Below are 25,220 nucleotides of genomic sequence, written 5' to 3' on the forward strand. Positions count from 1 at the left end.
GACGTAATGACGCAACAAAACATTTCTCAGCGAATCCTCACAGTCCCTGAGCACGTTTCTCTGCTACGCCTTCTCGGGCATCGCGATGAAGTGCTCAGAACCCTAGAAAAAGGCCTGGAACCGGCGAATATTCACGTGTTAGATCACAGGATTACAATTTCTGGTGATCAGCAAGATGTTGATGTGGCAGCAACGCTTATAGGGGAGCTTATTGATGTAGTTGCCGACGGCGAAACCCTTACCAGTGATACGGTTGGGCGCGCCATCACCATTGCAAAAAAGGGCTTGATGAACCCCACAACGCTCATCCAAGCGGACATATTATCGGCTCGCGGGAAAACAATTCGCCCGAAAACACTGGGTCAAAAAGCCTATGTTGACGCAATTTCAGAACACACCATTACCTTCGGAATCGGCCCGGCGGGAACAGGGAAAACATATTTGGCTGTAGCAAAAGCCGTTCAGGCGCTGAACTCGCGCCAGGTCAAACGCATTATTTTAACCCGCCCGGCCGTAGAGGCAGGCGAGTCCCTCGGCTTCCTGCCCGGAACCCTCAACGATAAAATCGATCCTTACCTTCGCCCACTATACGACGCCATGTACGATATGCTCGACCCCGAATCTATCCCGAAACTCATGGCCGCCGGAACAATTGAAGTTGCACCCCTTGCCTATATGCGCGGGCGAACCCTCAACGACGCCTTCGTTATTCTCGACGAAGCCCAAAATACCACCCCCGAACAAATGAAAATGTTCCTTACCCGCCTCGGTTTTAACTCCACAATGGTCGTGACGGGCGACAGCACCCAGGTGGATTTGCCTGGAAATAAAACTTCCGGGCTGAAACTGGTTCGCCGTATTTTGCGCGACGTCCCAGGTATTCGTTTTTGCGAACTCGATAGTGCCGATGTGGTTCGCCACCGCCTTGTGGGTGATATTATCGACGCTTATTCGCGCTGGGATAATCGTCAGGACAGTTACAGGTAGAGTTTGTGACGATGAGAAACGAAAGATAGGGCACAATCATGATTGAAGTGAACGACGAATCGGGTTTCAGCCCCGCGCCTGACCTGCAAGAAATTTCAGACCTTGCCCGGTACGCCTTAGATTATATGCGTGTCCACCCCCAGGCGGACCTTTCCGTCGTCCTTGTTGATGAGGACACCATGTCAGATTTACATGTGAAATGGATGGATATTGAAGGGCCAACCGACGTAATGTCCTTCCCGATGGACGAAATTCGCCCACCACATGTCGGTGAAGAATCACGTCCGGGAATGTTGGGAGATATTATTGTGTGCCCGAGTGTTGCCCAGCGTCAGGCACATAATATGGGACATTCGACGGCAGAAGAAATTCTCCTTCTCGTCACACACGGAATCCTGCATCTTCTCGGTTACGATCACGCCGAACCGGAAGAAAAAGAAACGATGTTTGCCCTTCAACGAAAAATTCTCCTCGTATTTCTTGCCGAACGTGGTGGGGGAGACCCTCGCCCGACGGAGGTGTAAGTAGCGCATATGCCTACAGTTATTCTCTACACGGTTGCGGCGCTCAGCCTCTTTTTCTCGCTGTGGTGCACAATTATCACTTCCGCACTCGGACGCATGACGCGCACCGAAGCAGCAGAATATTTCACGCAACACGGCAAACGTGGCGCGAAAATCATGGATATTATGAACCGGCGTCCGGCAGCCACCGTTGGTTTAGCCTGCCTTCGTATTATTAGCATGGCAACCTACGGAATCACCTTAAGCCTCGCCCTTCTCCACGATCTGCCCCGATGGTGGCAAGTTATCACGATTTACTCTTCCCTCACCACGATTTCTGCACTCCTTTTCGCGGCATTTCGTCCCTTAAGTTTCGGGATTTCTCGCCACATTCGCGTTATTTCACGTACCGCCTGGTGGGTTGCCCCGCTGTCACGATTTTTCGCCATTATTACGGCTGAACGTGATGTTACCCCGGAAGAAACGGAAGCCCGCCAGGAAAATCAGCTTGCGGTTATGCTCGAACGAATGAGTGAGTCCGAAGCAATTGAGGATAACGAACGCGATATTTTGCAGTCCTTGTTTGACATGGGTGAAACGCGCGTGCGTGAAGTGATGGTTCCCCGAACAGATATTATTGCGATTAAACAGGACGCAAGTCTAGATAAAGCCCTCTCACTATTCACCAGGTCCGGCTATTCTCGTGTTCCCGTGTACAAAGATTCCATCGACCACATTTCGGGAATTCTCTATGTGAAAGATGTTATCCGGCGTATTCACCGCCGTAATGCCGATAACGTCTCCATCTCGGATCTTATGCGTAAACCTGTTTTTATTCCCGAAACAAAACTTGTGGACGATGTGTTACGCGAGATGCAGGCCGATCAGGTTCATATTGATATTGTTGTGGACGAATACGGTGGGATTGCGGGACTTGTTACGATTGAGGATTTGGTGGAGGAACTCGTCGGCGAAATTTCCGATGAACACGACCGTTCCGAATCCGAAATAGAGGAAATCGAACCGGGTGTGTACCGTATTCCCGCACGAACCCCAGTTGATGACGTGGGTAAACTTTTTGGTATGGAATGGGACGACGACGATGTGGACACGGTTGGGGGGCTACTCACAAAACACCTCGGGCGTGTGCCAATCGCGGAATCTCGTGCCATTATTGAAGGAATCGATATTGAAGCGGACCGTTTTGAAGGGCGACGGCGACGTTTGGCAACCGTGATTGCGAAACGTGCACCGAAAGAACGAGACGAGCGTGAAGGAGAATAACATGTTGGGTGAGGTTCCTGAACATTACCGGGCGGGTTTTGCTAGTATTGTTGGTCGCCCAAATGCAGGTAAATCAACCCTGACGAATGCCATGGTTGGCAGGAAGGTTGCGATTACGAGCGACCGTCCCGAAACCACACGCCGCATTATTCGCGCCATTGTGAGCACAGATGAAGGGCAAGCAATTCTTGTTGACACGCCCGGTATGCACCGCCCGCGAACTCTCCTCGGGGAGCGCCTCGGTGATATGGTGCGCGATTCCCTCTCCGATGTGGACGTTATCGTCATGTGTTTCCCGGCGAATGAAAAAGTAGGGCCGGGTGACCGCTACCTTCTTGATCTTGCGCTCAAATCGCGGGTTCCAATTATTGCTGCGATAACCAAAATCGATACGATCAACAAAGAAGAACTGGCGGAAAAAATTGTTGAAATTTCAGCCGTTCATGATTTTTCCGAGATTGTGCCGGTGTGCGCGCCTAAAAATAATCAGGTTGATATTTTAACCTCCACGATTATTCGCCATTTCCCGCTTTCTCCGCCACTTTATCCTTTGGATGCCGTCTCGGATCAGAGTGAAGAAACTTTGATTTCTGAGCTGATTCGTGAGGCGGGGTTGGAAAAGTTGCGTCAGGAACTTCCGCATTCCCTTGCCGTCACCATTGACGAAATGCAAGAAACCACAACTCCCCAAAAAACGCCACTTTTGAAAATACACGCCTCTATTCACGTGGAACGCGACTCCCAAAAGGGCATTATTATTGGCAAAAAAGGCGCCCGCCTTCGCGAAATAGGAAGTCAGGCACGCCACGCTATTGAGAACTTTTTAGGTGTCCGGGTGTATCTTATGCTCCACGTTAAAATCTCTAAGGATTGGCAACGTAACCCGAAAATGTTGGATCGTTTGGGGTTCTAAGTGGCGTTACAACGTTATTTCCATATTTTTTCGAGTTGGCGTTCTTCTGCAAACCCGTCGCGTCAACAAAGAGTTTTTTCTACGACGACAAATTCGGAACGTAGCGATTCTGTTCCCACGAATAATGGGAGCGAGCCCGCGCCCACGAAGAATGGTGATGGCGACGAAATGCTCCTTACAGAAAACGGGAGTGAACCGTCGTCAACCCTGAAAAAAACACGTATGCGTCCCTTGACGTTTATGCTCGTGTGGTTGCTGACCATACTTTTCCTGGGTGTGATCGGGATCAATATGGGGCCACATTGGGATCCGAAACCTATTAACCAGCGCGTCATATCGCAAACGAAGAACACAAAAATAGGTTCCTGTTTAGAATCTGGGTGTACGCCAACACAAACGTATGAAACGGAACGCGAAATGCGTGAGGTTCGTTTACGCGACGGGGTAACCGTTCCTGTTGAGGTGACAAAACCTTTGAGCGGGGAAGGAAAACGCCCCGGAATGTTATTTATTCACGGGACGGGGACTGATAAACCCAGTGCTTTTAGGCGTGAAGCTAATTTGATTGCCTCAACCGGGATTATTACTTATGTTCCGCAAAAACGGATTGATAACTACTCGACCCTTCATCGTGATTACCTAGCGCTTGCTCGGGATGTGAACGATGTTTTTAACCAGATGATTGTGGCATCTGATATTGATGCTGATAAGTCTGGGATTTATTCGGTATCGGAAGGATGTTTTGTTTCCCCGATTGTGGCGGCAACGAATCCTGCAATTAAATATGTTGCGTTTATTAGCGCGCCCGTGCTACCGATTCGTAGCCAGGGAAGTTATGCTGCGCAAACATATATGCAAAGTATTCACGCTCCTGAGCGGTTCAGCAATAATTTGAAGAAAATTTTGGGACAGAATTTTGGGGCAGGGAACCTGGAATATTTTGATTTCAATCCTTCTCTCTATCAGCAAGAAATACATGTTCCCGTGATGATGCTGTACGGAACGGGCGATAAGTCCATGCCGGTGGAGCAGGGGCCGGTTGCGATGCGTGAGGATTTACGCAAGGCCGGTAACGAGAACCTGACCATTCGCTACTATGAGGGGCGCGATCACGGACTTCAAGATAAGAAGAAGAAAATTTCCGGGCAGGCGATGCAGGACGTTTCCGATTGGGTGAATACACTACCTGAAAGTTCCCATGCTGAGCCGAGAATTGCCGGCGATCAACCGGATCAGGGCTTCGCTGTTCCGCCAATTGTGGCAGAATCGTTGATGCCTATCCCGTATCTTCTCATGCTGTATGCAACAGTTCCCGTGTTGTTGGTGTTGGCTTTGGTGATGAGTATTGTTGCGTGTTTGAGGCGAAAAGGACGTACGGTTTCCGATATTCTTCGTATGCTTTCGCCGAGCATGGCTTCAGGCGCAGTACTTCTTGCCACCCTTCTTGCCTACGTGTGGTACATCAAACAGGTTGCGTACACCGCCCTCAATTATCTGCAAAATGACCTCATTATTCGGGGTGGTTTTATTGCTGTTACTCTCCTGGCATGTTGTGCCGTTGGGGCAGGAATACGGGCGTTGTGGAAGAGCCGTGAGATGTGGGCGGATATATCTTTGCCCGTGAAAATGGCGATGATATTGAATTTTGCGTGGCAAATCGGCGCTCTCGCTATCCTCACATACCTCAACGTTTTCCCGACGTTAATGAGATGATAGGTCTGCTTCAAGATATTTTGAGAAATAAAGGGTTAGAATGGAACACATGCGAAAGGTTTTGCTTCTCCTTACCTGCCGTCGCGAGTCTTAGAGACAGGCTCCTCGCGGCGGGGTTTCTCGTGCCGGTCATACAACCGAAAATTTTTACCCTAGAAAAAGAGAAGATGTTATGAAGACCTCAGGAGTAGCCAATCGTCAACAGCCTTCGGGAATGCCCTATCAGAAGTATCGTCATTTCCTCGACACAAACCCCGTCAGCCTTCCCGATCGTACCTGGCCTAATAACCGGATTACTCACGCGCCACGCTGGTTGTCTACCGATTTGCGCGACGGAAATCAGGCGCTGATTGAACCTATGGACCCGAAGCGTAAACGTGCAATGTTTGACCTTCTGGTCAAGATGGGGTTCAAAGAAATTGAAATTGGTTTCCCGGCCGCTTCTCAAGCCGATTGGGATTTTGTTCGTAGCCTCGTCGAAACAGATGCTGTTCCCGAAGACGTCACGGTTTCTGTTCTTACGCAGTCTCGCCCGGATCTTATTCATAAAACCGTGGACTCCATGAAGGGGTTCCACCGCGCAACTCTTCATTTGTATAACGCAACCTCTCCGGTATTCCGCGATGTGGTGTTCCATTCCGATCGTGCCGGTATTAAACAGCTCGCCATTCAGGGCACCCAGGAAGCAACCGCCTATATGGAGAAGGTGCTCGGGGATGAAACGATTGCTGGCTTCGAGTATTCGCCGGAAATTTTTGTGGACACCGAGCTGGATTACGCTTTGGAGGTTTGCGAGGCCGTCATGGATGTGTGGCAGCCTGGAGCGGACCGCGAAATCGTGTTGAATCTGCCGACAACTGTTGAACGTTCCACACCGAATGTGTATGCGGATCAGATTGAGTATATGTCCCGGAACTTGTCTCGTCGTGAATTTATTGCGTTGTCTGCACATAACCATAATGATCGTGGAACCGGTACGGCGACGGCTGAACTTGCGATGCTTGCCGGCGCGGATCGTTTGGAAGGTTGCCTGTTTGGGCAGGGGGAGCGTACCGGAAACCTTGATTTGGTGACGGTTGGCATGAATTTGTTCTCTCAGGGAATCGATCCTCAACTTGATTTTTCCAATATGGATGAAATCATTGAAATTTCTGAACATTGCAACCAGATGGATGTGCATCCGCGCCTGCCTTATGCTGGCCGTCTGGTGTACACCTCATTCTCGGGGTCCCATCAGGATGCGATTAAGAAGGGCTGGGAGAGGCGTCGCGAAGATGTGAAAAAAGCAGGGGGCGACGAAACCAAGGTCCCCTGGACAGTTCCGTATCTTCCTATTGATCCGAAAGATGTTGGGCGTAATTACGATGCGGTTGTGCGTGTTAACTCTCAGTCCGGTAAGGGCGGAGTTGCATATCTCATGCAGGCGACGCGCCACATGGAGTTGCCACGCCGTATGCAGGTTGAGCTTTCGCATCTTGTAAAGAACTGGACGGCTGAGACAGGTAAGGAAGTTACCGCCGAGCTTCTGTGGGATTTGTTTAAGAACGAATACCTGCCTTCTTCTCAAACAAAAGAACGTTGGGGACGTTACCGTTTGCGCGCCTTTGAATTTACGAATACAAAGGCTGGCGTCACACATATGACAGCCCACGTGACAAGTCAAGCTGACGATGTGGAACATGTTGTTTCGGGTGAAGGTAACGGGCCGATTCACGCATTTATTGAAATCATGGGACACATGGGCGAAAACGTTAAGGTGTTGGATTATAGCGAACATGCGTTGAGTGAAGGTAAGGATGCACCGGCAGCCGCATATATTGAATGTGATGTTGACGGGCAGATTCTGTGGGGTTGCGGTATCCACACCTCAACAACTCGTGCAGGTTTGAAGGCCATTATTTCTGCTATTAACCGCGCACATCGTTAAGGTTAGAGGCAGTGAAGCTGTGCTGTAACATCAGGGTTTATGCAAGTTTTTACGTAACCCATAAGGTATAAGCCGTGAAACTTGATTCTGACATCGTGGTGTACGCAAGTTTTTGCGTGACGTAGAGAGGAGTTCGCCGTGAAGCTCTACTCTGATACCGCAGCCGTTTTGCGTACCCACGATTTAGGTGAAGCCGATCGCATCATAACGTTTATTACGCACAGACATGGAATTGTGCGTGCGGTTGCCAAAGGCGTGCGCCGAACAAAATCTCGGTTCGGCGCACGCCTTGAGCCTTTCTCACTCGTGAATGTGCAACTATATCGGGGTAAAAGCCTGGACATCGTGACGGAAGTCGAGGGTTTACACCATTTCGGCAGGGTTATTTCTGCCAACTACGAGGCCTACACCTGCGCTTATGCCATGGCAGAAACCGCGGAAAAACTCGGTGCCGAGCAGGAAGAAGATCGCCCCGCGTATCGCTTGTTTGCGGGCGCATTGGCGTCTTTAGCTCGCCAGGAACACGCGCCCGAGCTAATTATGTATTCGTATTTTTTGCGCGCTCTTGCTTTAGCCGGGTGGGCTATAGCCCTGGATTCTTGCGCACTGTGTGGCGGAACGTCACATCTTCAGGCTTTTCACGTCCAATCGGGCGGTATGGTGTGCGAAAATTGCGCTTCTCAAAATTCTTCCTATCTTAATGAAGAATCCGTCATGCTTTTGCGCGGGCTCGCACACGGAAAATGGGAAGATGTGGATAATGCCAGCCCCATGAGCATCCACATCGTCACCACTCTTGTGAAACAATATGTCCAGTGGCATATGGAACGCCGTATTCGTTCCCTCGATCTTGTGGAGGAAAGTTCATGAACCCTGAGGCACCCCGTCAACCTCACGCCAACACTACCCGAGAATGTCCTGATAGTTCCGTCCACACTGATAACGTCGTGCTGGCTGCAGAGCATTCTGACACGTCTGCTCAACCCCATCACGAAACACCCACGCCGGAACACCGCCCCGGCCTCACCCCGCCTCACCTTCGCAAGATTCCCGACCACGTTGCCATTGTGATGGACGGTAACGGCCGCTGGGCTAATAAACGCGGAAAACCGCGCACCGAAGGGCACAAAATGGGGGAGCGTTCCCTCATGGATGTCATTGCCGGCGCGCGAGAAGTGGGCATTAAAGAACTCTCCGTCTACGCTTTTTCCACAGAAAATTGGCGACGTAGCCCGCGTGAAGTCGCCTTCCTCATGGGTTTTTCCCGCGATATTATCCGTACTAACCGCAACCAACTCCACAGCTGGAACGTCCAAGTCCGCTGGTGTGGGCGTGAGGGGCGCCTGTGGTCCTCAGTTTTGAAAGAAATACGTGAGGCCGTCGCGCTCACACAACACAATACCGGGCTGGTTCTTAATCTCTGCATTAACTATGGCGGCCACAGCGAAATCGTAGACGCTACACGTGCCATAGCGGAAAAGGTTGCGAGGGGCGAGCTACAACCGTCGAAAATCACGGAAAAAACTGTTGCCGAGCATCTGTATTCGCCCGCGATGCGTCCAGTAGACCTGCTTATTCGCACGGGCGGCGAACTGCGGACGTCGAATTTCCTCATGTGGGAATCTGCGTATGCGGAGTTGTATTTTTCGCCGTTGCCGTGGCCGGAATTTGAGCGTGGCGCACTGTGGACTGCGTGTGTTGATTATGAAAATCGTGATCGGCGTTTCGGTGGTGCGGTAGATAAAGTTGATAAGATGAATAAGGTTGCTGGTGAAGAGTGACGCCACTGGGCGTTATAGAGAAAGGACAACCATGCGAGAATACGAACCCTATAAGGATTTACCCGCAGGTCAGGTTGATCTTCACCTGCGAAGCACAGATTTTGCGGACGGCGCATCGCTTCCCGAAACCGCGACGGGCGCGGGAACTCGCCCATTAGGTGCCGATAAAAATCCGCAACTTTCCTGGGATAAAGCGCCGGAAGGCACCAAAAGCCTCCTTATTTCCTGCTATGATCCCGATGCGCCTACGCCTTCCGGGTATTGGCATTGGGTTGCGATTAATGTTGATCCCGAAACTACGAGTATTGCTGCCGGTGGAAGTAACGATATGCCCGAGGGTACGCTTACGTTGAAGAACGACGGGGGAGCGCCAACTTTCCAGGGAGCAACTCCACCCCAGGGGCATGGCCCACACCGCTATATTTTCGCGGTTCTTGCGTTGGATACCGTTCTTGAGCTGGACCGTGAAACACGCCCCGCAATCGCGTATTTCCTTTCCCGTCCACACGTGTTAGGGCGCGGTTTGCTCACGGGAACTTGGGAAAACTAAAAGTTTACTCGGGCGAATACGGAACATAAACAATAAACAGGACCTCAATATGACAGAAATTCGTCGTTACTCTATCCTCACACCCTTCAACAACGTCAAAGTTGTTGCCGGAATTTGCGCACTTCATTCCTTGGATGTGCAGGTGTGCATGACATCTGCAGGCGTCATCGTATTCCGTAACCTGCCCGTACCCGTGTACGACGAATGGGATATTCGCCAAATTACGGGAGAACTTCCCGATGATGAACCGCAATCTCCGAGCGATAACGGCGCTCTTGTTGCCGCTCTCCTCTCTAGCCTCAGCCCGTATGGGGTGGTTTTAATGGACGTGAATGTGGACGATAGCGAGGAAGGTTTTGAACCGGGGGTATCGGGAATGGTTCGCGCTCGCCGTTTCCTGGAAGGGGAGCCGGGTGAAGAAATTGCGTCCGGTTTGTTGCTCAATGGTTTGGATCTAGATGTTGAGAATATTGTTGTGGGCGAGGGTCTCCCTGAAGATTTAGACATTATTTCGACGGCGGATGTGACTCGTGAAGACATCGAGCAAATTGCCGGAATGCTTGGAGAAGAACCCACAGATAAGTAAAAGCGAGTAATCACTGAGGGTGCATCCCACAGATAAGTAAAGGCAACCCACACCGTCAAACACCTAGCGGTACAGGTTGAGAGAGCAACTCACAGACAAGTAAAGGCAACGCATCGCAATGGATACAACCACCACATTCCCATCCCTTCAGTTGCTTCCCGCAGTTGACGTCCATCAGGGGAAGGCTGTCCGCCTCACCAGGGGCGCTATTGACGGCGGAAATTTTGGGCAGGCAGCCGATGTGGTTCGGGAATTTCTTGATCTTGGGGCCGCATGGGTTCATCTTGTTGACCTTGATGCTGCCTTTCAGCGCGGATACAATACGGAGCTTTTGGCTCAAATTGTTGCCGAGGTCGATATTTCGGTAGAGCTTTCCGGCGGGATACGTAACTTCGCGGATGTGAAACGTTCAGTGGATGCGGGTGCGCGCAGGGTTGTTTTGAGCGCCACCGCCTTGAGCGACCCTCACGGTATCCGCAAAATTTTGGATACCTACGGACCCATGATTGCCGTGGGGATTGATATTAACGGCGACGAAATTATTGCTCGTGGTAGCGGTGAACACGTGGGTAACGTGTGGGAGTTGTTGGATTCCGGGCTTCTTGAGGGAGCCGGCCATCTTGTTGTTACAGATACGATTCGCGACGGGGCACTAGCTGGCGCGGCTTTAGATGTGCTCACTCGGGTTTCTTCCCAAACGGATATTCCCCTCACTGCTTCCGGCGGTATTGCTTCGCTTGAGGACATTAGGGAACTTCGTGGACTTTCTCCTAAGGTCGATAGCGCGATTATAGGCAAAGCCTTTTATGTAGGGCAGATTAATTTTGTGGATGCTCTTCGAGTTGCCGGGCCACAGCATTAGATAAATATTTTTCACACTTCCATAGCCTCGGAAGTCTGTTAGCTCGACATTTGTTAACTCGGCATATGTTACGTAAGGGGTCTCACAGAAGATAAGCGAGTTGTGCCTTGCAATAAGATGCAGGCGTATGTAAACTATTATGCGACTAACCGGCATCCCGCCGGTAACGCAAGTGGAGAAATCCCACCTAGCCACCCGCCTTATTAAGGTTGGAAGAAATCGCTTCCGGGGTAGCGGGTCTTTATGCAATGACTTTTAGTCGTATGCCTCGGGAGTACTCCGTGCGTTATGTCCACGTTGAGGAACAGAGGAACTGCAATTAACAACGAACCATGTGTAAATGATCGCATTCACGTCCCGAAAGTGCGTCTGGTAGGTCCAGGTGGCGAACAGGTCGGTGTTGTGCGTACAGAAGATGCACTGCGTCTTGCTGTTGAAGCCAACCTTGATTTAGTTGAGGTGGCACCCAATTCCAACCCGCCAGTAGCAAAGCTGATGGACTACGGAAAGTTTAAATACGAATCCGCACAAAAAGCCCGTGAAGCACGCCGAAACCAGTCCAATGCACAAATCAAGTCCATTCGTATCGGACTCAAAATTGATGAGCATGATTACGATACAAAAAAGAATCAGGCACTTCGCTTCCTGAACTCTGGGGATAAAGTGAAGTTCGATTTACGTTTCCGTGGCCGTGAACAGTCCCGCCCAGAAATGGGTGTGCGTCTGCTCAAAGGATTAGCAGAAGAACTCGCTGAAGTTTCCACCGTGGAAGCAGCCCCACGTGCTGATGGTCGTAACATGTCCATGGTTTTGGCGCCCACCCGTCGTAAAACCGAAGCGAAATCGGATCAACGCAGGCGCCGCGAAGCAGAACGCGCACAACGCAAAGCAAAAGCTCAAAAGCGCGCAGATGCACAACGCGGAACAGAAACAGGGACAGAAGAACCACAAAACTAGGGCCCGCGGGAGGTCTATCCGCGCTGGCAAACCAGCAATGCCGTAGGCATAAGATAAGGAAAAGAATCAATGGCAAAGATGAAAACGCACTCCGGTGCTAAAAAGCGTTTCCGTGTAACCGGTAGCGGCAAGCTCATGCGTGAACAGCGCAACAAGCGCCACTTGCTCGAGCACAAGTCCTCACGACGCAAGCGTCGCCTTTCCCGCGACGAAGTCGTTGATAAGGCAAATATCCCAACGGTCAACCGTTTGCTCGGCCGCTAAACCACATTTTTATTTAAAAGGAGAAACACATGGCACGCGTGAAGCGCTCAGTTAACGCCAAGAAGAAGCGTCGCACAGTACTCGATCGCGCCTCAGGTTACCGCGGTCAGCGTTCCCGCCTTTACCGTAAGGCGAAGGAACAGGTCACACATTCATTCGTTTACAGCTACCAGGATCGTAAGAAGCGCAAGAACAACTTCCGCAAGCTCTGGATCCAGCGCATCAACGCTGCTGTTCGCGCAGAAGGCATGACCTACAACCGCTTTATCCAAGGCCTCAACCTCGCAGGAATCGAAGTTGATCGCCGTCAGCTCGCCGAAATGGCCGTGAACGACGCCGCAGGCTTCGTCGCAGTTGTTGAAGCAGCCAAGAAGGCCCTTCCCGAAGATGTGAACGCACCCCGCAACGCCTAGTTCCAGGCGAGGTGACGTTACCATTCTCTTGTTTCGGCTCGGAAGCAGGGCGCGCAACAAATTCTCACCTTTAACCGCGTGAAAGTGGCGTAACGTCACAGTTTCACTTTCACCATAAAGGCGACGTTACGCAAAACCCCTGCTTTTTCACCAAGGCGACGTTACCAAAAGTGCAAACATCACTAAGGCTTAAAGTGCCGGTACAACACATTTCGTGTTGTACCGGCACTTTTCGCTCTCCGTTTCGCCACCGCCAGCTTCAGCAGTTAGGATATACCTATGAAAGCCACACCTGCCTCGAAACTTCACCTTGACCGCGCCGTTCGCCTGCATGAACGCAAGCAACGCGAAAAATTCCAGCAAACCCTTGTTGAAGGCCCCCAGGCAGTTCGCGAACTCCTCGTCCACCAGCCCCGGCTCGTCCGCGACGTGTACTTCACCAAAGCAACACTTATTTCTCACCCCGAACTGCGCACACTCGTCGAAAAAACAGACGTCTATCACCACCCGGTGAACGCGGACGAAATTCGCGAATTGTCGCAAGATGCGCGCGGTATCGTCGCCGTTATTAATATTCCTCAACCACCGCGAAAGGCGCGCGTCCTAGAAGGCGCCAACCTCGTTATTGCTACCGCAAACGTGCAAGATCCCGGAAACGTCGGGTCAATTATTCGCGTAGCCGACGCTGCCGGTGCCGACGCCGTGCTGCTAGGGAAGGGGAGTGCGGAATTGTGGGCGCCAAAGGTTATTCGTTCAACAGCCGGCTCAATTTTCCATCTGCCTGTGTGTGACAACGTGAACGTCGGAAAAATCGATGCAGATATGGAAAGTTTCGGGTTACAGTATCTTGCGGCGGATGCGGGTGGCGACTGGGATTTCGCAACCCTCGTGGACAGCGCGAATGAGGAAACGTACCTCGGGGTTCCCGGCGAAGGGCCAAACCTCACCGAACCTACCTGCTGGATTGTGGGGAACGAAGCCCACGGTTTCGATGACGTCGATATTAGCGTGGATGCCGTAGTGTCCATCCCGATTTACGGGAAAGCGGAATCCTATAATGTTGCCACCGCGGCATCATTATTATTAACGACGACGGCGATGTTGCAACGCAAAAAACACGCAGGTAATTAAACAATTCTTTTGCCGGTGGCGAGCTTTTTAGTTTACACCTCATTCGACGGCGCGTAAGGAAGGGTTCGACAGATGAGTGCCCTATTGACGTGTAAACAATAAAGTAGGGATGGAAAAGTTCAATGTTTGTGGGGTCAAGGATGGTGTTTCATCCCTGACCCCACAAAGCACTAGGCGACATTATCCTTAGTTCAACTTGAATGCTGTGGAAGGAATCGTCGTCACAAGAGCTTCGGCGATTTCTTGGGCTTCATCCAGAGCCAAACGATGTTCGGCAACAAGGCGAGCCAAATACACGGCATCCATACGGCGTGCCACATCGTGGCGGGCAGGAATGGAAGCGAAGGCGCGAGTATCATCAATGAAACCGGAGGTCTTGTAGAAGGTTCCGTACGGCGTAACCTGTTCACGGTAACGGCGCATTGCATCAGGTTCATCAAGGAACCACCACGGGGCGCCCACGAAAACACTGGGGTAGTAGCCGGCAAGCGGGCCAAGTTCACGCTGGAATACGTCCTGATCCATGGTGAACAGAACAGTCTGGAAGTTCTCGTGATTACCGTATTCCGTCAGCATCGGCTGAAGAGCTGCCGTGAATTCGGTTGCCATGGGAACGTCGCCACCAACATCGGCACCGAGGCGGGCAAACGCTGCTTCGTCGTGATTACGGAAAACAGCGGGATGGAGGGTCATCACCAAACCATCTTCACACGCCAAACGAGCCTGGTCATTGAGCATATGGCGACGCAAACGATCGCCGTCCTCAACGCTAATCTTGCCCGCGAGCGCCTGCTGATACAAATCTGCCGCTTCACGGTCGCTCAAACGGGCCGTTCCAGCGTCGCGATGCGAATGATCTGAAGAAACAGCGCCATTTTTCTTGAAGAAACGGCGGATCTTGCGCATAGCCTCAACATGTCCTTCATAGGTGGAGACATCTTGATCGGCTGCTTCGCCAAGCTTTTCGGTGAGCGCCTTGAAACCTGGGCGTGCGGGTTCAATGTAGGCATCCGGACGGAAGGTCGGAATTACTTTGCCGTCCCATGTGGGATCCTCGTTGAGTTGCTTGTGGTAGCGCAAATCGGATGCGGGATCATCTGTGGTGGCAAGAAGGCTAATGTTGAAACGCTTGTAGAGAGCACGAGGCTTAAAAGCGTCCGTTTTGAGCTGTTCGTTGATAATGTCGTAAATTTCGTCCGCGGTTTCTTCCGAGGGGCGAATATCGACACCGAAAACATCAACAAATTCGGAGGTGAACCAGAATTGGACGGCTGTTCCGCGGAAAGCCCACCAGTTCTTGCAGAAAAGACGCCATGCGTTACGGGACTGTTCTTCAGTCATGGGGGTGCCCACGGGGACACCGAGATCTGCTAAATCAACGCGTGCGGTTCCATGAAGAATACGGTTGGTGTAATGATCGGGCGTGAGGAGCATGCTGACGGGATCGTTGAAAGGAATATCTTCAGCAAGCCATTCGGGTGGCACATGTCCATGTGGAGAAATAATCGGGTGTTGGTTCGCTGCTGCGAAGAGTTCACGTGCAATTCCGCGTACCTTTTCATCAGCGGGGAAAAGGCGATCGGGGTGCAGTTCGAGTTTCTTTTTCGTCATTGAATCTCCTGACCATCGTGGTGGGTAGAGATGATATTGAATCATCCGTTACTACGGTATCTCATGAGAGGCAAATACTCTAAGACATTTCGTGAATAGTGGAGCGCGTGCCATCGCTCACGAAACGCTGTGGACGAGTATGTAGAAAGAACGACGAATGACTAGAATTAGTATGGTTATTGACAGAAAGGTAGCTATGTCTGAACAGCTGAGCCCTCTCGACGAAGAAGGCATCCGCCACGCAGTCACCAGCGCGCAAGCAGCTTTCGCCGCTGCAACCACACGTGAGGAACTGAAAGAGGCGCGACTCGCCCACAGTGGCGTTGAGGCACCCATTACCCAAGCAAATACTCTTATTCGAACACTGGCGAAAGAAGAAAAGCCAGTTGCTGGAAAACTGATGGGTGCGGCACGTAAAGCCATTACGAAAGCACTAGAAGAAGCAACTGCCCGGATTGACGCCGAAACAGAAGCGGCGGCCATTGCGAGCGAACGCGTGGACGTTACCTTTCCCACACGTTCCACCCCCGTGGGGGCGCGCCACCCGTTAACGGTTCTCGTCGAAGATATTGCTGATTTCTTTGTATCGATGGGATGGGATATTGCGGAAGGCCCGGAAGTCGAACACGAATGGTTTAATTTCGATTCTTTGAACTTTGGCCCAGACCATCCGGCCCGCCAAATGCAGGATTCCTTCTATGTTGAGGGCGTTCAAAATAACGACGGCACCGTGGAAAAGCACAAGAACCTGATGTTGCGCACCCACACTTCGCCCGTCCAGTCTCACACAATGCTCGCTTCGGGTGCGCCTCTCTATATTGCCTGCCCCGGTAAAGTGTTCCGCACCGATGCCTTGGATGCTACGCACACCCCGGTGTTTCACCAGGTTGAAGGCTTAGCCGTCGATAAGGGCCTAACCATGGCACATTTGAAGGGCACATTGGATCATTTCGCCCGCCACATGTTCGGGCCGGAAGCAAAAACACGGCTTCGCCCCAGCTTCTTCCCCTTCACGGAACCCAGTGCAGAAATGGATTTGTGGTTCCCGCAGAAGAAAGGCGGGCCAGGCTGGATTGAATGGGGTGGCTGCGGAATGGTTAACCCCGAAGTTCTGCGCAATAACGGTATTGACCCGAATGTATACACTGGTTTCGCTTTTGGTATGGGAATTGAACGTACCCTCATGTTGCGCAACTCAATTGCCGATATGCGTGACATGGTTGAGGGCGATGTTCGTTTCTCCCAGCAGTTCGGAACAACCGGAAGGGGCATCTCATGCCGTTAATTTCTATGGATTGGCTGGGCACCCATGTTGAACTGCCCGATGATTTGACGGCCGCGCAGCTCGCCGCGGACCTTGTGAAAGTCGGTCTTGAGGAAGAAGAAATCCACTCTGGCCCGATTACCGGCCCACTTGTTGTCGGAAAAGTTCTCACCCGTGAAGCCAAAGAGCAAAGTAACGGGAAAGTTATTAACTATTGCCGTGTGGATGTTGGGCAGTACAACGATAAACCGGGAACAGGTAAGGAACCCAGCGCCTTTCCCAGCCGTGGAATCATTTGTGGAGCACATAATTTCGAGGCGGGAGATTACGTCGTCGTCGCGCTTCCAGGCGCTATTCTTCCTGGCGGTTTCGCTATTGCCGCTCGCAAAACATACGGACATATTTCGGACGGAATGATGTGTTCGGGGCGCGAACTCGGTATTAGTGAGGAGGCCGACGGCATTATTGTTCTCGACCCGGAAACGGTTCCCGAGCTTGGAACCCCGGCGTTCAAACTTCTCGGTATCCCCGAAGAAACGCTGGAAATCAATATTACCCCGGATCGTGGCTACTGCTTCTCCATGCGCGGTGTTGCCCGCGAATACCATCATTCTACGGGAGCAAAATTCACTGATCGAGCGCTTGTTGAAGGCTTGCCGAAAGCCACAGCGGATGGTTTCCCCGTTTCCGTTGACGATAACGCCCCGATTCACGGCAAGCCCGGTTGTGATCTTTTCGTGACGCGCATTGTGCGCGGGGTGGATCCGAATGTTGCGTCCCCGAAGTGGATGAGGGATCGGCTCACCCAGTCCGGTATGCGCCCGATTTCTTTGGCGGTGGACGCCACAAATTACGTCATGTTGGATCTTGGCCAACCGCTCCACGCCTATGATTTGGATCAGATGCGAGGCGGAATCGTTGTTCGTCGCGCTACGGAAAGTGAAAAACTTGTCACCTTGGATGATGTGGAACGTAATCTTCACCCCGAAGATCTTCTTATTACCGACGACGGCGGAGCGCGCGTTCTCGGTTTGGCTGGTGTGATGGGTGGTGCGTCCACGGAGATTACGGACGCAACCGTCAATGTTCTTATTGAAGCAGCCCATTTCGATCCCGTCAGTATTGCACGCACTGCACACCGGCACCGTTTGCCTTCGGAGGCCTCCAAGCGTTTTGAGCGCGGGGTTGATCCGGCTGTTGCCGAAGTTGCCGCCCAGCGCGTCGTCGATATTCTTGTCGAATATGGTGGTGGGCAGGCCGGGGAAGAGGTCGGTATTTTCGGGGAGGTTCATGAGCTTCCCGCCGTAGAATTCCCCGTCTCTGAAGTTGCGCGCCTGGCAGGCTTGGATCTTGAAGCTACGCGCATCCAGGCGATTCTTGAAGATATTGGTTGTAGTGTTGAAACGCATGGGGATGCGGATAAGAATGCCGTGTGGACGGTTCAGCCTCCAACATGGCGTCCGGATTTGGTTGCGCCAGCCCATTTTGTTGAAGAAGTTGCGCGCCTTGTTGGTTACGACGAAATCCCCAGCATTGTGCCATCTTCCCCGGCCGGCCACGGTTTAACTTTCGTGCAGCGCCAACGCCGCGATTTTTCCCGCACTCTTGCGGAAATCGGTTGGGTTCAGGTGATTACCTATCCGTTCGTGTGCAAAAAAACTTTCGACGCTCAAGGTTTTGGAGCTGAGGATATACGACGGACAACAATTCGTCTCGTTAACCCGCTTCAAGATGATGTAGCGTTGTTGCGCACGAGCCTTTTGGACACGCTCATGGCATCTGCGTCCATGAATGTGAAGCGTGGAAATCCTTGTGTTGCGTTATATGAAACCGGGCATGTTGTGCGTCCGAGCGGAATTGTCAGTAGCGATATTCCTCCGGCAGGTGCACGCCCAGATGAGGATGCTATTTCTGGCTTGAAGGGGGCAATTCCAGATCAGCCCTACCATGTGGCTGGTGTTGCGTGTGGGGCTGTCACCCAAACACAGGCGGGTATTGAGCCACTTTCTTGGGATTGGCGTGACGCTATCCAGGCGGCCAAACAGGTTGTGGAATTGACGGCGGTTGCTAGCGTCCAGGCCGCAGATATTGCGCCTTGGCATCCGGGGCGTTGCGCAGCAATTCTTGCCAATGGCAAGGTTGTTGGTTATGCGGGCGAATTGGCGCCAGCGGTGTGCCGTGCCTTTGAAATTCCAGCGCGAAGCGTTGCTTTCGAAATCGATACAGATAAATTGGCGGAACTCTCCACCGGCACACCCATGGCGGTTCAACCCGTCTACACAACACCGCCGGCTAAGGAAGATTTTGCCTTTATTGTGGACGAAAAAGTTACCGTTCACGAAGCTGAAGTTGTTATTCGCCAGGCTGTGAAGCACGGTATTGAAGAGGTACGTCTTTTCGATGTCTACACGGGCGATCAAATTGAGGATGGCAAAAAGTCCCTTGCTTTCGCTGTCCGTTTCCGTGATGATCACACGCTGAACGCCGGAGAAACCGCGGCTTTGCGTAAAAAGATCGTGAAAGCTATGGCGAAACGCCTGAAGGCCGAGCTCCGCGCCTAGGCAATGCCTTGCGGGAAGTTTAGTCCGCTTGTGCACAACGCCTGGGAGGCCGGGTTCCGCCGATTAACCAAACCTAGTGCTGTCATCCTTCGACTTCGACGGCTTTTGCCGTTGAAGTCGAAGGATCTGGCCTATATTTGACCTAGTCATTGCAAAATAAAACCTACATGAAAGACAAATATTCTCAAAACAGGGTATGATATAAAGAAGTAATTATTTAAAGGGAGGAAAAATATGAGATTTGAAAACAAAGTTTTAGTAATTACCGGAGCTTCTTCAGGAGTTGGTAGAGCTGCAAGCGTGATGGCTGCAAAAGAAGGTGCAAAGGTATATGCAGTTGCTAGAAGAGCAGAAAGACTACTTTCTCTCGCTGACGAAGTGAAGTCTCTAGGTTGCAAGGGGGAAATCGTACCTGTAACTTGCGACATTTCTAAAAAAGAAGACGTGGATAGACTTTTTGAAAAAGTTAAAAATGAAAATGCTAAGCTTGACGTCCTTATTGCAAATGCGGGTGTAATGGATAAATTCGAACCTGTTACAAGCTGCACAGAAGAAAATTTGAATTGGATTTTCGACATCAATGTAAAGGGATCATTTAGACTTTTCAAAGCCGCTATCCCAGTTATGAAAGATGGCGGCGCAATCGTGGCTACCACTTCAATCGCAGGCATAAGAGGCGGCAAGGCTGGTGTGGCTTACACCATGTCAAAGAGTGCAATCCACGGTCTTGTGAGAAACACTGCTGCAATGTATGCAAACGACAAGATTCGTTGCAACGCTGTAGCTCCTGGTGGAATCGCAACTGAAATCATGGAAAACTTCGCCGATGTGGACGAAAAGGGAATGGAAGTTGTTATGAGAGGTCCAAAGCTTGACAAGATGGTTGCAACTGCTGAAGAGATCGCTTCAAACTTACTCTTCCTTGCATCTGACCAAGCGTCAAACATCACTGGACAAATTTTGGTATCAGACGGCGGACTTACAAATATGTAAACAATATTTTGAGGGCTTGTTATTTAACAAGCCCTCTTTTTATTTTAAATATTAATTTCGCATATACATATTATTTTGAAATCATCAATGTTTGACCCGACAGGGTTATACCCGTTCGCAGCCTAGCCGAAATCTTTGATTTCGGCTAGGGCTCGTGCATAGCAAGGATCTTTAAGATCCTTTTTCTTATCAAGCACCACACCCAATAAGCCACACGATACTTCTCCAAGTAACAATATATCCGGCGTATCCTGCGGTTACGCCACCCAAGAAACCGTACGATAATATCTATGAGCACCGACCCCGTAACCTTCACCTCAGGAAAAGCCCACGCAACACTGCTTCACCCCTGGCACGCTCCAGATAACCGTGCACTGTGGGTAGGCCTATCCGGAGGTATTGGCGCAGGCAAGTCCACCGTCGCACAGTTTTTTGTTGAACGCGGTGCCGTCGTCGCAGATGCGGACACTATATCACGGGAGATTGTGGAACCTGGAGGAGAAGGGCTACTCGCTATTACACCATATTTTCCTGAAGCGATACGAGACAACGGGACACTGGACCGCGCCTACCTCGCGCACACAGTTTTTTCCCAACCCGAACAACGCGAACTTCTCGAATCGCTCCTTCACCCCATTATTCGAAGAAAAGCGGAGGAGATTTTACGAACAGCGCAACCCGGCGAGCTCGCCGTCTACGATATTCCGCTTCTCCTCGAAACACACTCACAGTCCATGTTCGATTGCATAGTGATGATCGGGGCACCGATGCGTGAACGCATTGCGCGCCTCACCGGCAATCGTTGCATATCAGAACAAAGCGCGCGGGCACGTATTGAGGCACAGGTCGATGATGAAGAACGTAAGCGAGTGGCGAACTGGTGGATATGGAATGCCGGAACGTCTTCCGACCTCAACCACATCTTGAGTAAAATGTATCAAAACCTCTTTTAGTTAAGGAAAATTCATGCCAATTATTTGGCTCTCGTGCGGTCTGATTGTTATTCTTCTTTTGCATGTTTTTGCGAAGGTCAACACGATGCTCTCGCTCATGTTCGCCGCTTTCCTAGTGGCATTTCTTAACGGCATGAGCCCCGACAAGGCGTTGGCGAGTATTACGACGGGTTTCGGAAACACCCTTGGTAGCCTCGGAATTATTGTCGCATTCGGAGCGGTTATCGGTAAACTCATGACGGATTCGGGCGCATCCTACGTTTTCGCGCGGAAAGTCATTGATCTATGCGGCGTGAAATATATTCGCTTAGCGGTGGTGATTATTGGCCTGGTGTACGGCATCGCCATGTACTATGAGGTCGCATTCCTCATGTTGGCGCCGATTGTGTTGGCTATCGCAAGCGAAGCTAAAATTCCGTGGCTAAAACTCGTTATTCCAGCCGTATGCGCGACGACGGTTTCCCACTCGCTCCTGCCCCCGCAGCCGGGGCCCGTTTCAGTTATCGCGGCATTCCATGCTGAACCCGGGCGCGTGTGGGTGACGGCGATACCGCTGGTTATACTGTGGGTAGTCATCGGTGGATACGTGTGGCCAGCCCTCATGAAAAATGGTGATGAGGAACTACCTAATGCGTTAACAAATCCGCCAGTAACCGGGGGAGAGGCGCGTCCGTCGTTCCTTCTATCTCTTTTGGTTCCTTTAACACCACCGTTACTCATGATTAGCGTGACAACCATTAAACTGTGGTTAAAAGAAACAAACCCCTTATATCCGTGGGTGGATTTTGTCGGTTCTCCCGTGATTGCGATGGGTATTGCCATGCTTCTTGCCATGACGTGTTTCGGGTTGAAGCGCGCCCGGCGAGGGACATGGGTGACGAACCGTTTTAATGACGCTATTGCCACGGTTGCCAATATTGTGATGATTATTGGTGCGGGGGGTGGCTTAACCCAGGTTGCTATCGATTCGGGGATTAGCGATTACATTCATCTTTTCCTCACCCACCACAATGTTTCGCCGTATTTGACGGCGTGGGGGCTCACCGTGATTTTCCGCATTACAACCGGGCAGGGTGTGGTGAGTGCCGTGGCGGTGTCTGGAATGATGAGCGCCGCCGTTATAGATCCGGCAACAGGCCTCCATCTCATGCCCATCCACCCGGTCCTTCTTGTGCTGGCAACGCTTGTGGGATCGAATTTCATGACGCATATTAACGACGTCAGTTTTTGGCTCTTCACCGAATACTTCAAACTTCCCATCCGAACATCCTTAAAAATTTGGGGTGGAATGTTGAGTTTCGGCTCTCTTGTGGGCTTAGCCTATATTATGATTTTGTCCTTCTTTTGGGGTTCGCCTGCGCCGGTTGGTGTATAAAATCCGTTGGCATGTAAAATCCGGTGGGGTGTAAAGCCAGGTGCCATGTAAAATCCATTGGCGTGTAAAGTCTGTTGGCATATAAAGTCGGCTTCGGTAGACGCATTTGGCCCAGGTGATACGCCTCCCACCCCCGGTTGGCGTATCAAACCCGCCGCGCGATACAGGCGTAAATACAGACGCAAACAGAGGCAAAGGGGCTCCTCACTCCCTCTTGCATAAAGCCAACTGCGAAGCCAATAGGAACTGCATGTCGCTTCCGCTACGATTACGTATATGTCTGGCGTAGAAACGCAAATTGTTCGTAGCGAAAAACCTTTCGAGGTTATTTCGGAATACACCCCTTCAGGGGACCAGCCACAAGCAATAGCAGAGCTCACAGAACGCATTAATAACGGCGAAAAAGACATTGTTCTCCTCGGCGCAACGGGTACAGGTAAATCCGCCACAACCGCCTGGCTGATTGAACAAATTCAACGCCCCACTCTCATTATTGAACCAAATAAAACTCTGGCCGCCCAAATGGCCGCAGAGTTTCGCGAACTGTTACCGAACAACGCCGTCGAATATTTCGTCTCCTACTACGATTACTACCAACCCGAAGCCTACGTTCCCCAAACCGATACGTTTATTGAAAAAGATTCCTCTATTAACGACGAAGTAGAACGCCTACGCCACAGCGCAACAAACTCTCTTCTCACGCGCCGCGACACCGTTGTCGTCGCATCTGTTTCCTGTATTTACGGTTTGGGTACTCCGCAAGAATATGTGGACCGGATGGTCGAATTATCTGTTGGGCAGCGCCTTGACCGCGACGATCTACTTCGGATTTTCGTGGGAATGCAGTACGCACGCAACGATATTGATTTCCAGCGCGGAACGTTTCGGGTGCGTGGGGATACGGTTGAGATTATTCCGGTCTATGAGGAAATGGCGATCCGTATCGAATTTTTCGGCGACGAAATTGACGCGATTTCTTTGCTCCACCCGCTCACGGGGAAAGTCATTGAGCGCACGGATCGCGCACATGTTTTCCCGGCTTCCCACTATGTTGCCGGCCCGGAACGTATGGAACGCGCCATTCGTGGAATCGAGGAGGAGCTTGAGGAGCGCCTCACTTACCTTCGCGCCCATAACAAGCTTCTTGAGGCGCAGCGCCTCGAAATGCGCACCAGTTACGATGTCGAAATGATGCGAAATATTGGCAGTTGTGCCGGTATTGAAAACTATTCACGCCATATTGATGGGCGCGGGCCGGGAACCCCGCCGAATACGCTCCTTGATTATTTCCCGGATGATTTTGTCTTGATCCTGGATGAGTCTCATGTGACGGTGCCACAGCTTGGTGCCATGTATGAGGGCGATATGTCTCGCAAGCGCACGCTCGTGGAGTACGGTTTCCGCCTGCCATCCGCCATGGATAACCGGCCCTTGCGCTGGGAAGAATTCCAGGAGCGTATCGGCCAAACCGTGTATCTTTCAGCCACTCCCGGGAAATACGAGTTGGGTGTTTCCGACGGCGTTGTTGAGCAGATTATTCGCCCCACCGGGTTGGTTGACCCGCGTATTACGGTAAAACCGACGACGGGGCAGATTGATGATTTGCTGGAAGAGGTTCGCCTGCGAGCCGAAAAAGATGAACGTGTGCTCGTCACAACGCTGACGAAGAAAATGGCTGAGGACTTGACGGATTATCTTGCAGAACGTGGCGTGAGGGTGGAGTATCTTCACTCAGATGTGGATACTTTGCGGCGCGTGGAGTTGTTGCGGGAGTTGCGTTTAGGAAAATTTGATGTTCTTGTGGGGATTAATTTGTTGCGTGAGGGCCTGGATCTTCCCGAGGTTTCCCTGGTTGCGATTTTAGACGCGGATAAACAGGGCTTTTTGCGTTCAACGACGTCGCTTATCCAGACGATTGGGCGTGCGGCCCGTAATGTTTCTGGGGAAGTCCATATGTATGCGGATTCGATAACTCCCAATATGAGGCAGGCGATCGATGAAACGAACCGGCGGCGTGATAAACAACTTACATACAATAAAGAGCACGGTATTGACCCTCAGCCTTTGCGTAAGAAAATTGCTGACGTTACGGACATGTTGGCGCGTGAAGATATTGATACGGAAACCCTACTTGCGGGAGGGTATCGTCAAGAACCGGAGTATGCGAAGGGACGTGCGAGTGCTACAGAGATTGCTCGGGCGAAAGGCGGGGCTGATTTGCGTGAGGTTATTGCTGAACTTACCGCGCAGATGCACGCCGCTGCGGAGCAACTTCAATTTGAGCTGGCGGCTCGCTATCGTGACGAAATCAAAGGCTTGAAAAGCGAATTGTGGCATTCTCAACAGGCACAAAAATAAGGTCCAGCGTCCCTTAACAGGCACAAAAATAATCCCGCTTCCGGGCGATTGCACCGTAAAACTGCGCGATGCGGGTGGTTATATGCAAGATGATTCTGGTTTAAGTGCTCGAGAGATTAACTTACATATGGTTAGCGCTACACTTCCTCAGCGAACCGTCGTCGTAACAAAAAAAATACGCAGATGTGGTGTTCCACGCTTCATTCGACACCCGCACAAGGTTGCGCTAAAGTT

At 51.3% G+C, this 25,220-nt stretch carries 22 protein-coding genes; 21 read left to right on the plus strand and 1 reads right to left on the minus strand.

Features of this window, described 5'->3' with window-relative positions:
- Window positions 1–6 precede the first annotated feature (6 nt).
- From G445_RS0104325 to G445_RS09695, 15 genes are all read left to right on the plus strand, one after another.
- The gene (locus G445_RS0104325; RefSeq protein WP_022866327.1) at window positions 7–987 is read left to right on the plus strand and encodes a PhoH family protein; all 981 of its coding nucleotides are present in this window, start codon (window positions 7–9) and stop codon (window positions 985–987) included.
- 38 nt (window positions 988–1,025) lie between these two features.
- On the plus strand, window positions 1,026–1,511 hold the full coding sequence (gene ybeY / locus G445_RS0104330) for an rRNA maturation RNase YbeY (protein WP_022866328.1): 486 nt from the start codon (window positions 1,026–1,028) through the stop codon (window positions 1,509–1,511).
- Between the two features lie 9 nt (window positions 1,512–1,520).
- Window positions 1,521–2,774, plus strand: coding sequence for a hemolysin family protein (locus G445_RS0104335; RefSeq protein ID WP_022866329.1), 1,254 nt, complete (start codon window positions 1,521–1,523; stop codon window positions 2,772–2,774).
- Window positions 2,761–3,687, plus strand: a complete 927-nt coding sequence (era, locus tag G445_RS0104340; protein ID WP_245855204.1) for a GTPase Era — start codon at window positions 2,761–2,763, stop codon at window positions 3,685–3,687. The genes G445_RS0104335 and era overlap by 14 nt, the downstream gene beginning before the upstream one ends.
- Window positions 3,688–5,400, plus strand: a complete 1,713-nt coding sequence (locus tag G445_RS09685; RefSeq protein ID WP_022866331.1) for an alpha/beta hydrolase family protein — start codon at window positions 3,688–3,690, stop codon at window positions 5,398–5,400.
- A gap of 172 nt (window positions 5,401–5,572) precedes the next feature.
- A complete protein-coding gene (gene leuA / locus G445_RS0104355; protein WP_022866332.1) occupies window positions 5,573–7,327 on the plus strand; it encodes a 2-isopropylmalate synthase in 1,755 nt (584 codons plus the stop codon).
- A gap of 138 nt (window positions 7,328–7,465) precedes the next feature.
- Window positions 7,466–8,197, plus strand: a complete 732-nt coding sequence (gene recO / locus G445_RS0104360; protein ID WP_022866333.1) for a DNA repair protein RecO — start codon at window positions 7,466–7,468, stop codon at window positions 8,195–8,197.
- A complete protein-coding gene (gene uppS / locus G445_RS09690) occupies window positions 8,194–9,108 on the plus strand; it encodes a polyprenyl diphosphate synthase (RefSeq protein ID WP_022866334.1) in 915 nt (304 codons plus the stop codon). The genes recO and uppS overlap by 4 nt, the downstream gene beginning before the upstream one ends.
- 31 nt (window positions 9,109–9,139) lie before the next feature.
- Window positions 9,140–9,658, plus strand: a complete 519-nt coding sequence (locus tag G445_RS0104370; protein ID WP_022866335.1) for a YbhB/YbcL family Raf kinase inhibitor-like protein — start codon at window positions 9,140–9,142, stop codon at window positions 9,656–9,658.
- A gap of 49 nt (window positions 9,659–9,707) precedes the next feature.
- Entirely contained in the window at window positions 9,708–10,244 is a 537-nt protein-coding gene (locus G445_RS0104375; protein ID WP_022866336.1) for a hypothetical protein, read from the plus strand.
- Between the two features lie 118 nt (window positions 10,245–10,362).
- A complete protein-coding gene (locus tag G445_RS0104380) occupies window positions 10,363–11,106 on the plus strand; it encodes a HisA/HisF-related TIM barrel protein (protein WP_022866337.1) in 744 nt (247 codons plus the stop codon).
- A 288-nt stretch (window positions 11,107–11,394) separates the two neighbouring features.
- Window positions 11,395–12,063 (plus strand): translation initiation factor IF-3, encoded by a 669-nt coding sequence (gene infC, locus G445_RS0104385; protein WP_022866338.1) that lies wholly within the window; start codon window positions 11,395–11,397, stop codon window positions 12,061–12,063.
- A gap of 69 nt (window positions 12,064–12,132) precedes the next feature.
- Window positions 12,133–12,327: a 50S ribosomal protein L35 gene (gene rpmI, locus G445_RS0104390; RefSeq protein ID WP_022866339.1), complete on the plus strand. Its 195-nt coding sequence runs from the start codon at window positions 12,133–12,135 to the stop codon at window positions 12,325–12,327.
- Between the two features lie 29 nt (window positions 12,328–12,356).
- On the plus strand, window positions 12,357–12,740 hold the full coding sequence (gene rplT, locus G445_RS0104395) for a 50S ribosomal protein L20 (RefSeq protein ID WP_022866340.1): 384 nt from the start codon (window positions 12,357–12,359) through the stop codon (window positions 12,738–12,740).
- A 279-nt stretch (window positions 12,741–13,019) separates the two neighbouring features.
- Window positions 13,020–13,871, plus strand: a complete 852-nt coding sequence (locus G445_RS09695; RefSeq protein WP_022866341.1) for a TrmH family RNA methyltransferase — start codon at window positions 13,020–13,022, stop codon at window positions 13,869–13,871.
- Between the two features lie 186 nt (window positions 13,872–14,057).
- On the opposite strand, the gene uxaC is transcribed toward G445_RS09695, so the two are convergent.
- On the minus strand, window positions 14,058–15,482 hold the full coding sequence (uxaC, locus tag G445_RS0104405; RefSeq protein WP_022866342.1) for a glucuronate isomerase: 1,425 nt from the start codon (window positions 15,480–15,482) through the stop codon (window positions 14,058–14,060).
- A 196-nt stretch (window positions 15,483–15,678) separates the two neighbouring features.
- On the opposite strand from uxaC, the gene pheS reads away from it, so the two are divergent.
- The 6 genes from pheS (at window position 15,679) to uvrB (ending at window position 24,986) form a co-directional block, all read left to right on the plus strand.
- Window positions 15,679–16,767, plus strand: coding sequence for a phenylalanine--tRNA ligase subunit alpha (gene pheS, locus G445_RS0104410; protein ID WP_022866343.1), 1,089 nt, complete (start codon window positions 15,679–15,681; stop codon window positions 16,765–16,767).
- Window positions 16,758–19,307, plus strand: a complete 2,550-nt coding sequence (pheT, locus tag G445_RS0104415) for a phenylalanine--tRNA ligase subunit beta (protein WP_022866344.1) — start codon at window positions 16,758–16,760, stop codon at window positions 19,305–19,307. Before pheS ends, pheT begins: the two co-directional genes overlap by 10 nt.
- A 234-nt stretch (window positions 19,308–19,541) precedes the next feature.
- Entirely contained in the window at window positions 19,542–20,300 is a 759-nt protein-coding gene (locus tag G445_RS0104420; protein WP_022866345.1) for an SDR family NAD(P)-dependent oxidoreductase, read from the plus strand.
- 290 nt (window positions 20,301–20,590) lie between these two features.
- Window positions 20,591–21,253, plus strand: a complete 663-nt coding sequence (gene coaE, locus G445_RS0104425; RefSeq protein ID WP_022866346.1) for a dephospho-CoA kinase — start codon at window positions 20,591–20,593, stop codon at window positions 21,251–21,253.
- A gap of 13 nt (window positions 21,254–21,266) precedes the next feature.
- Complete coding sequence (locus G445_RS0104430) at window positions 21,267–22,628, plus strand: gluconate:H+ symporter (RefSeq protein ID WP_022866347.1); 1,362 nt, start codon at window positions 21,267–21,269, stop codon at window positions 22,626–22,628.
- A 276-nt stretch (window positions 22,629–22,904) separates the two neighbouring features.
- The gene (uvrB, locus tag G445_RS0104435) at window positions 22,905–24,986 is read left to right on the plus strand and encodes an excinuclease ABC subunit UvrB (protein ID WP_022866348.1); all 2,082 of its coding nucleotides are present in this window, start codon (window positions 22,905–22,907) and stop codon (window positions 24,984–24,986) included.
- Window positions 24,987–25,220: the final 234 nt, after the last annotated feature.

It is taken from the genome of Actinotignum urinale DSM 15805 (genome assembly GCF_000420445.1).
GTDB lineage: Bacteria > Actinomycetota > Actinomycetes > Actinomycetales > Actinomycetaceae > Actinotignum > Actinotignum urinale.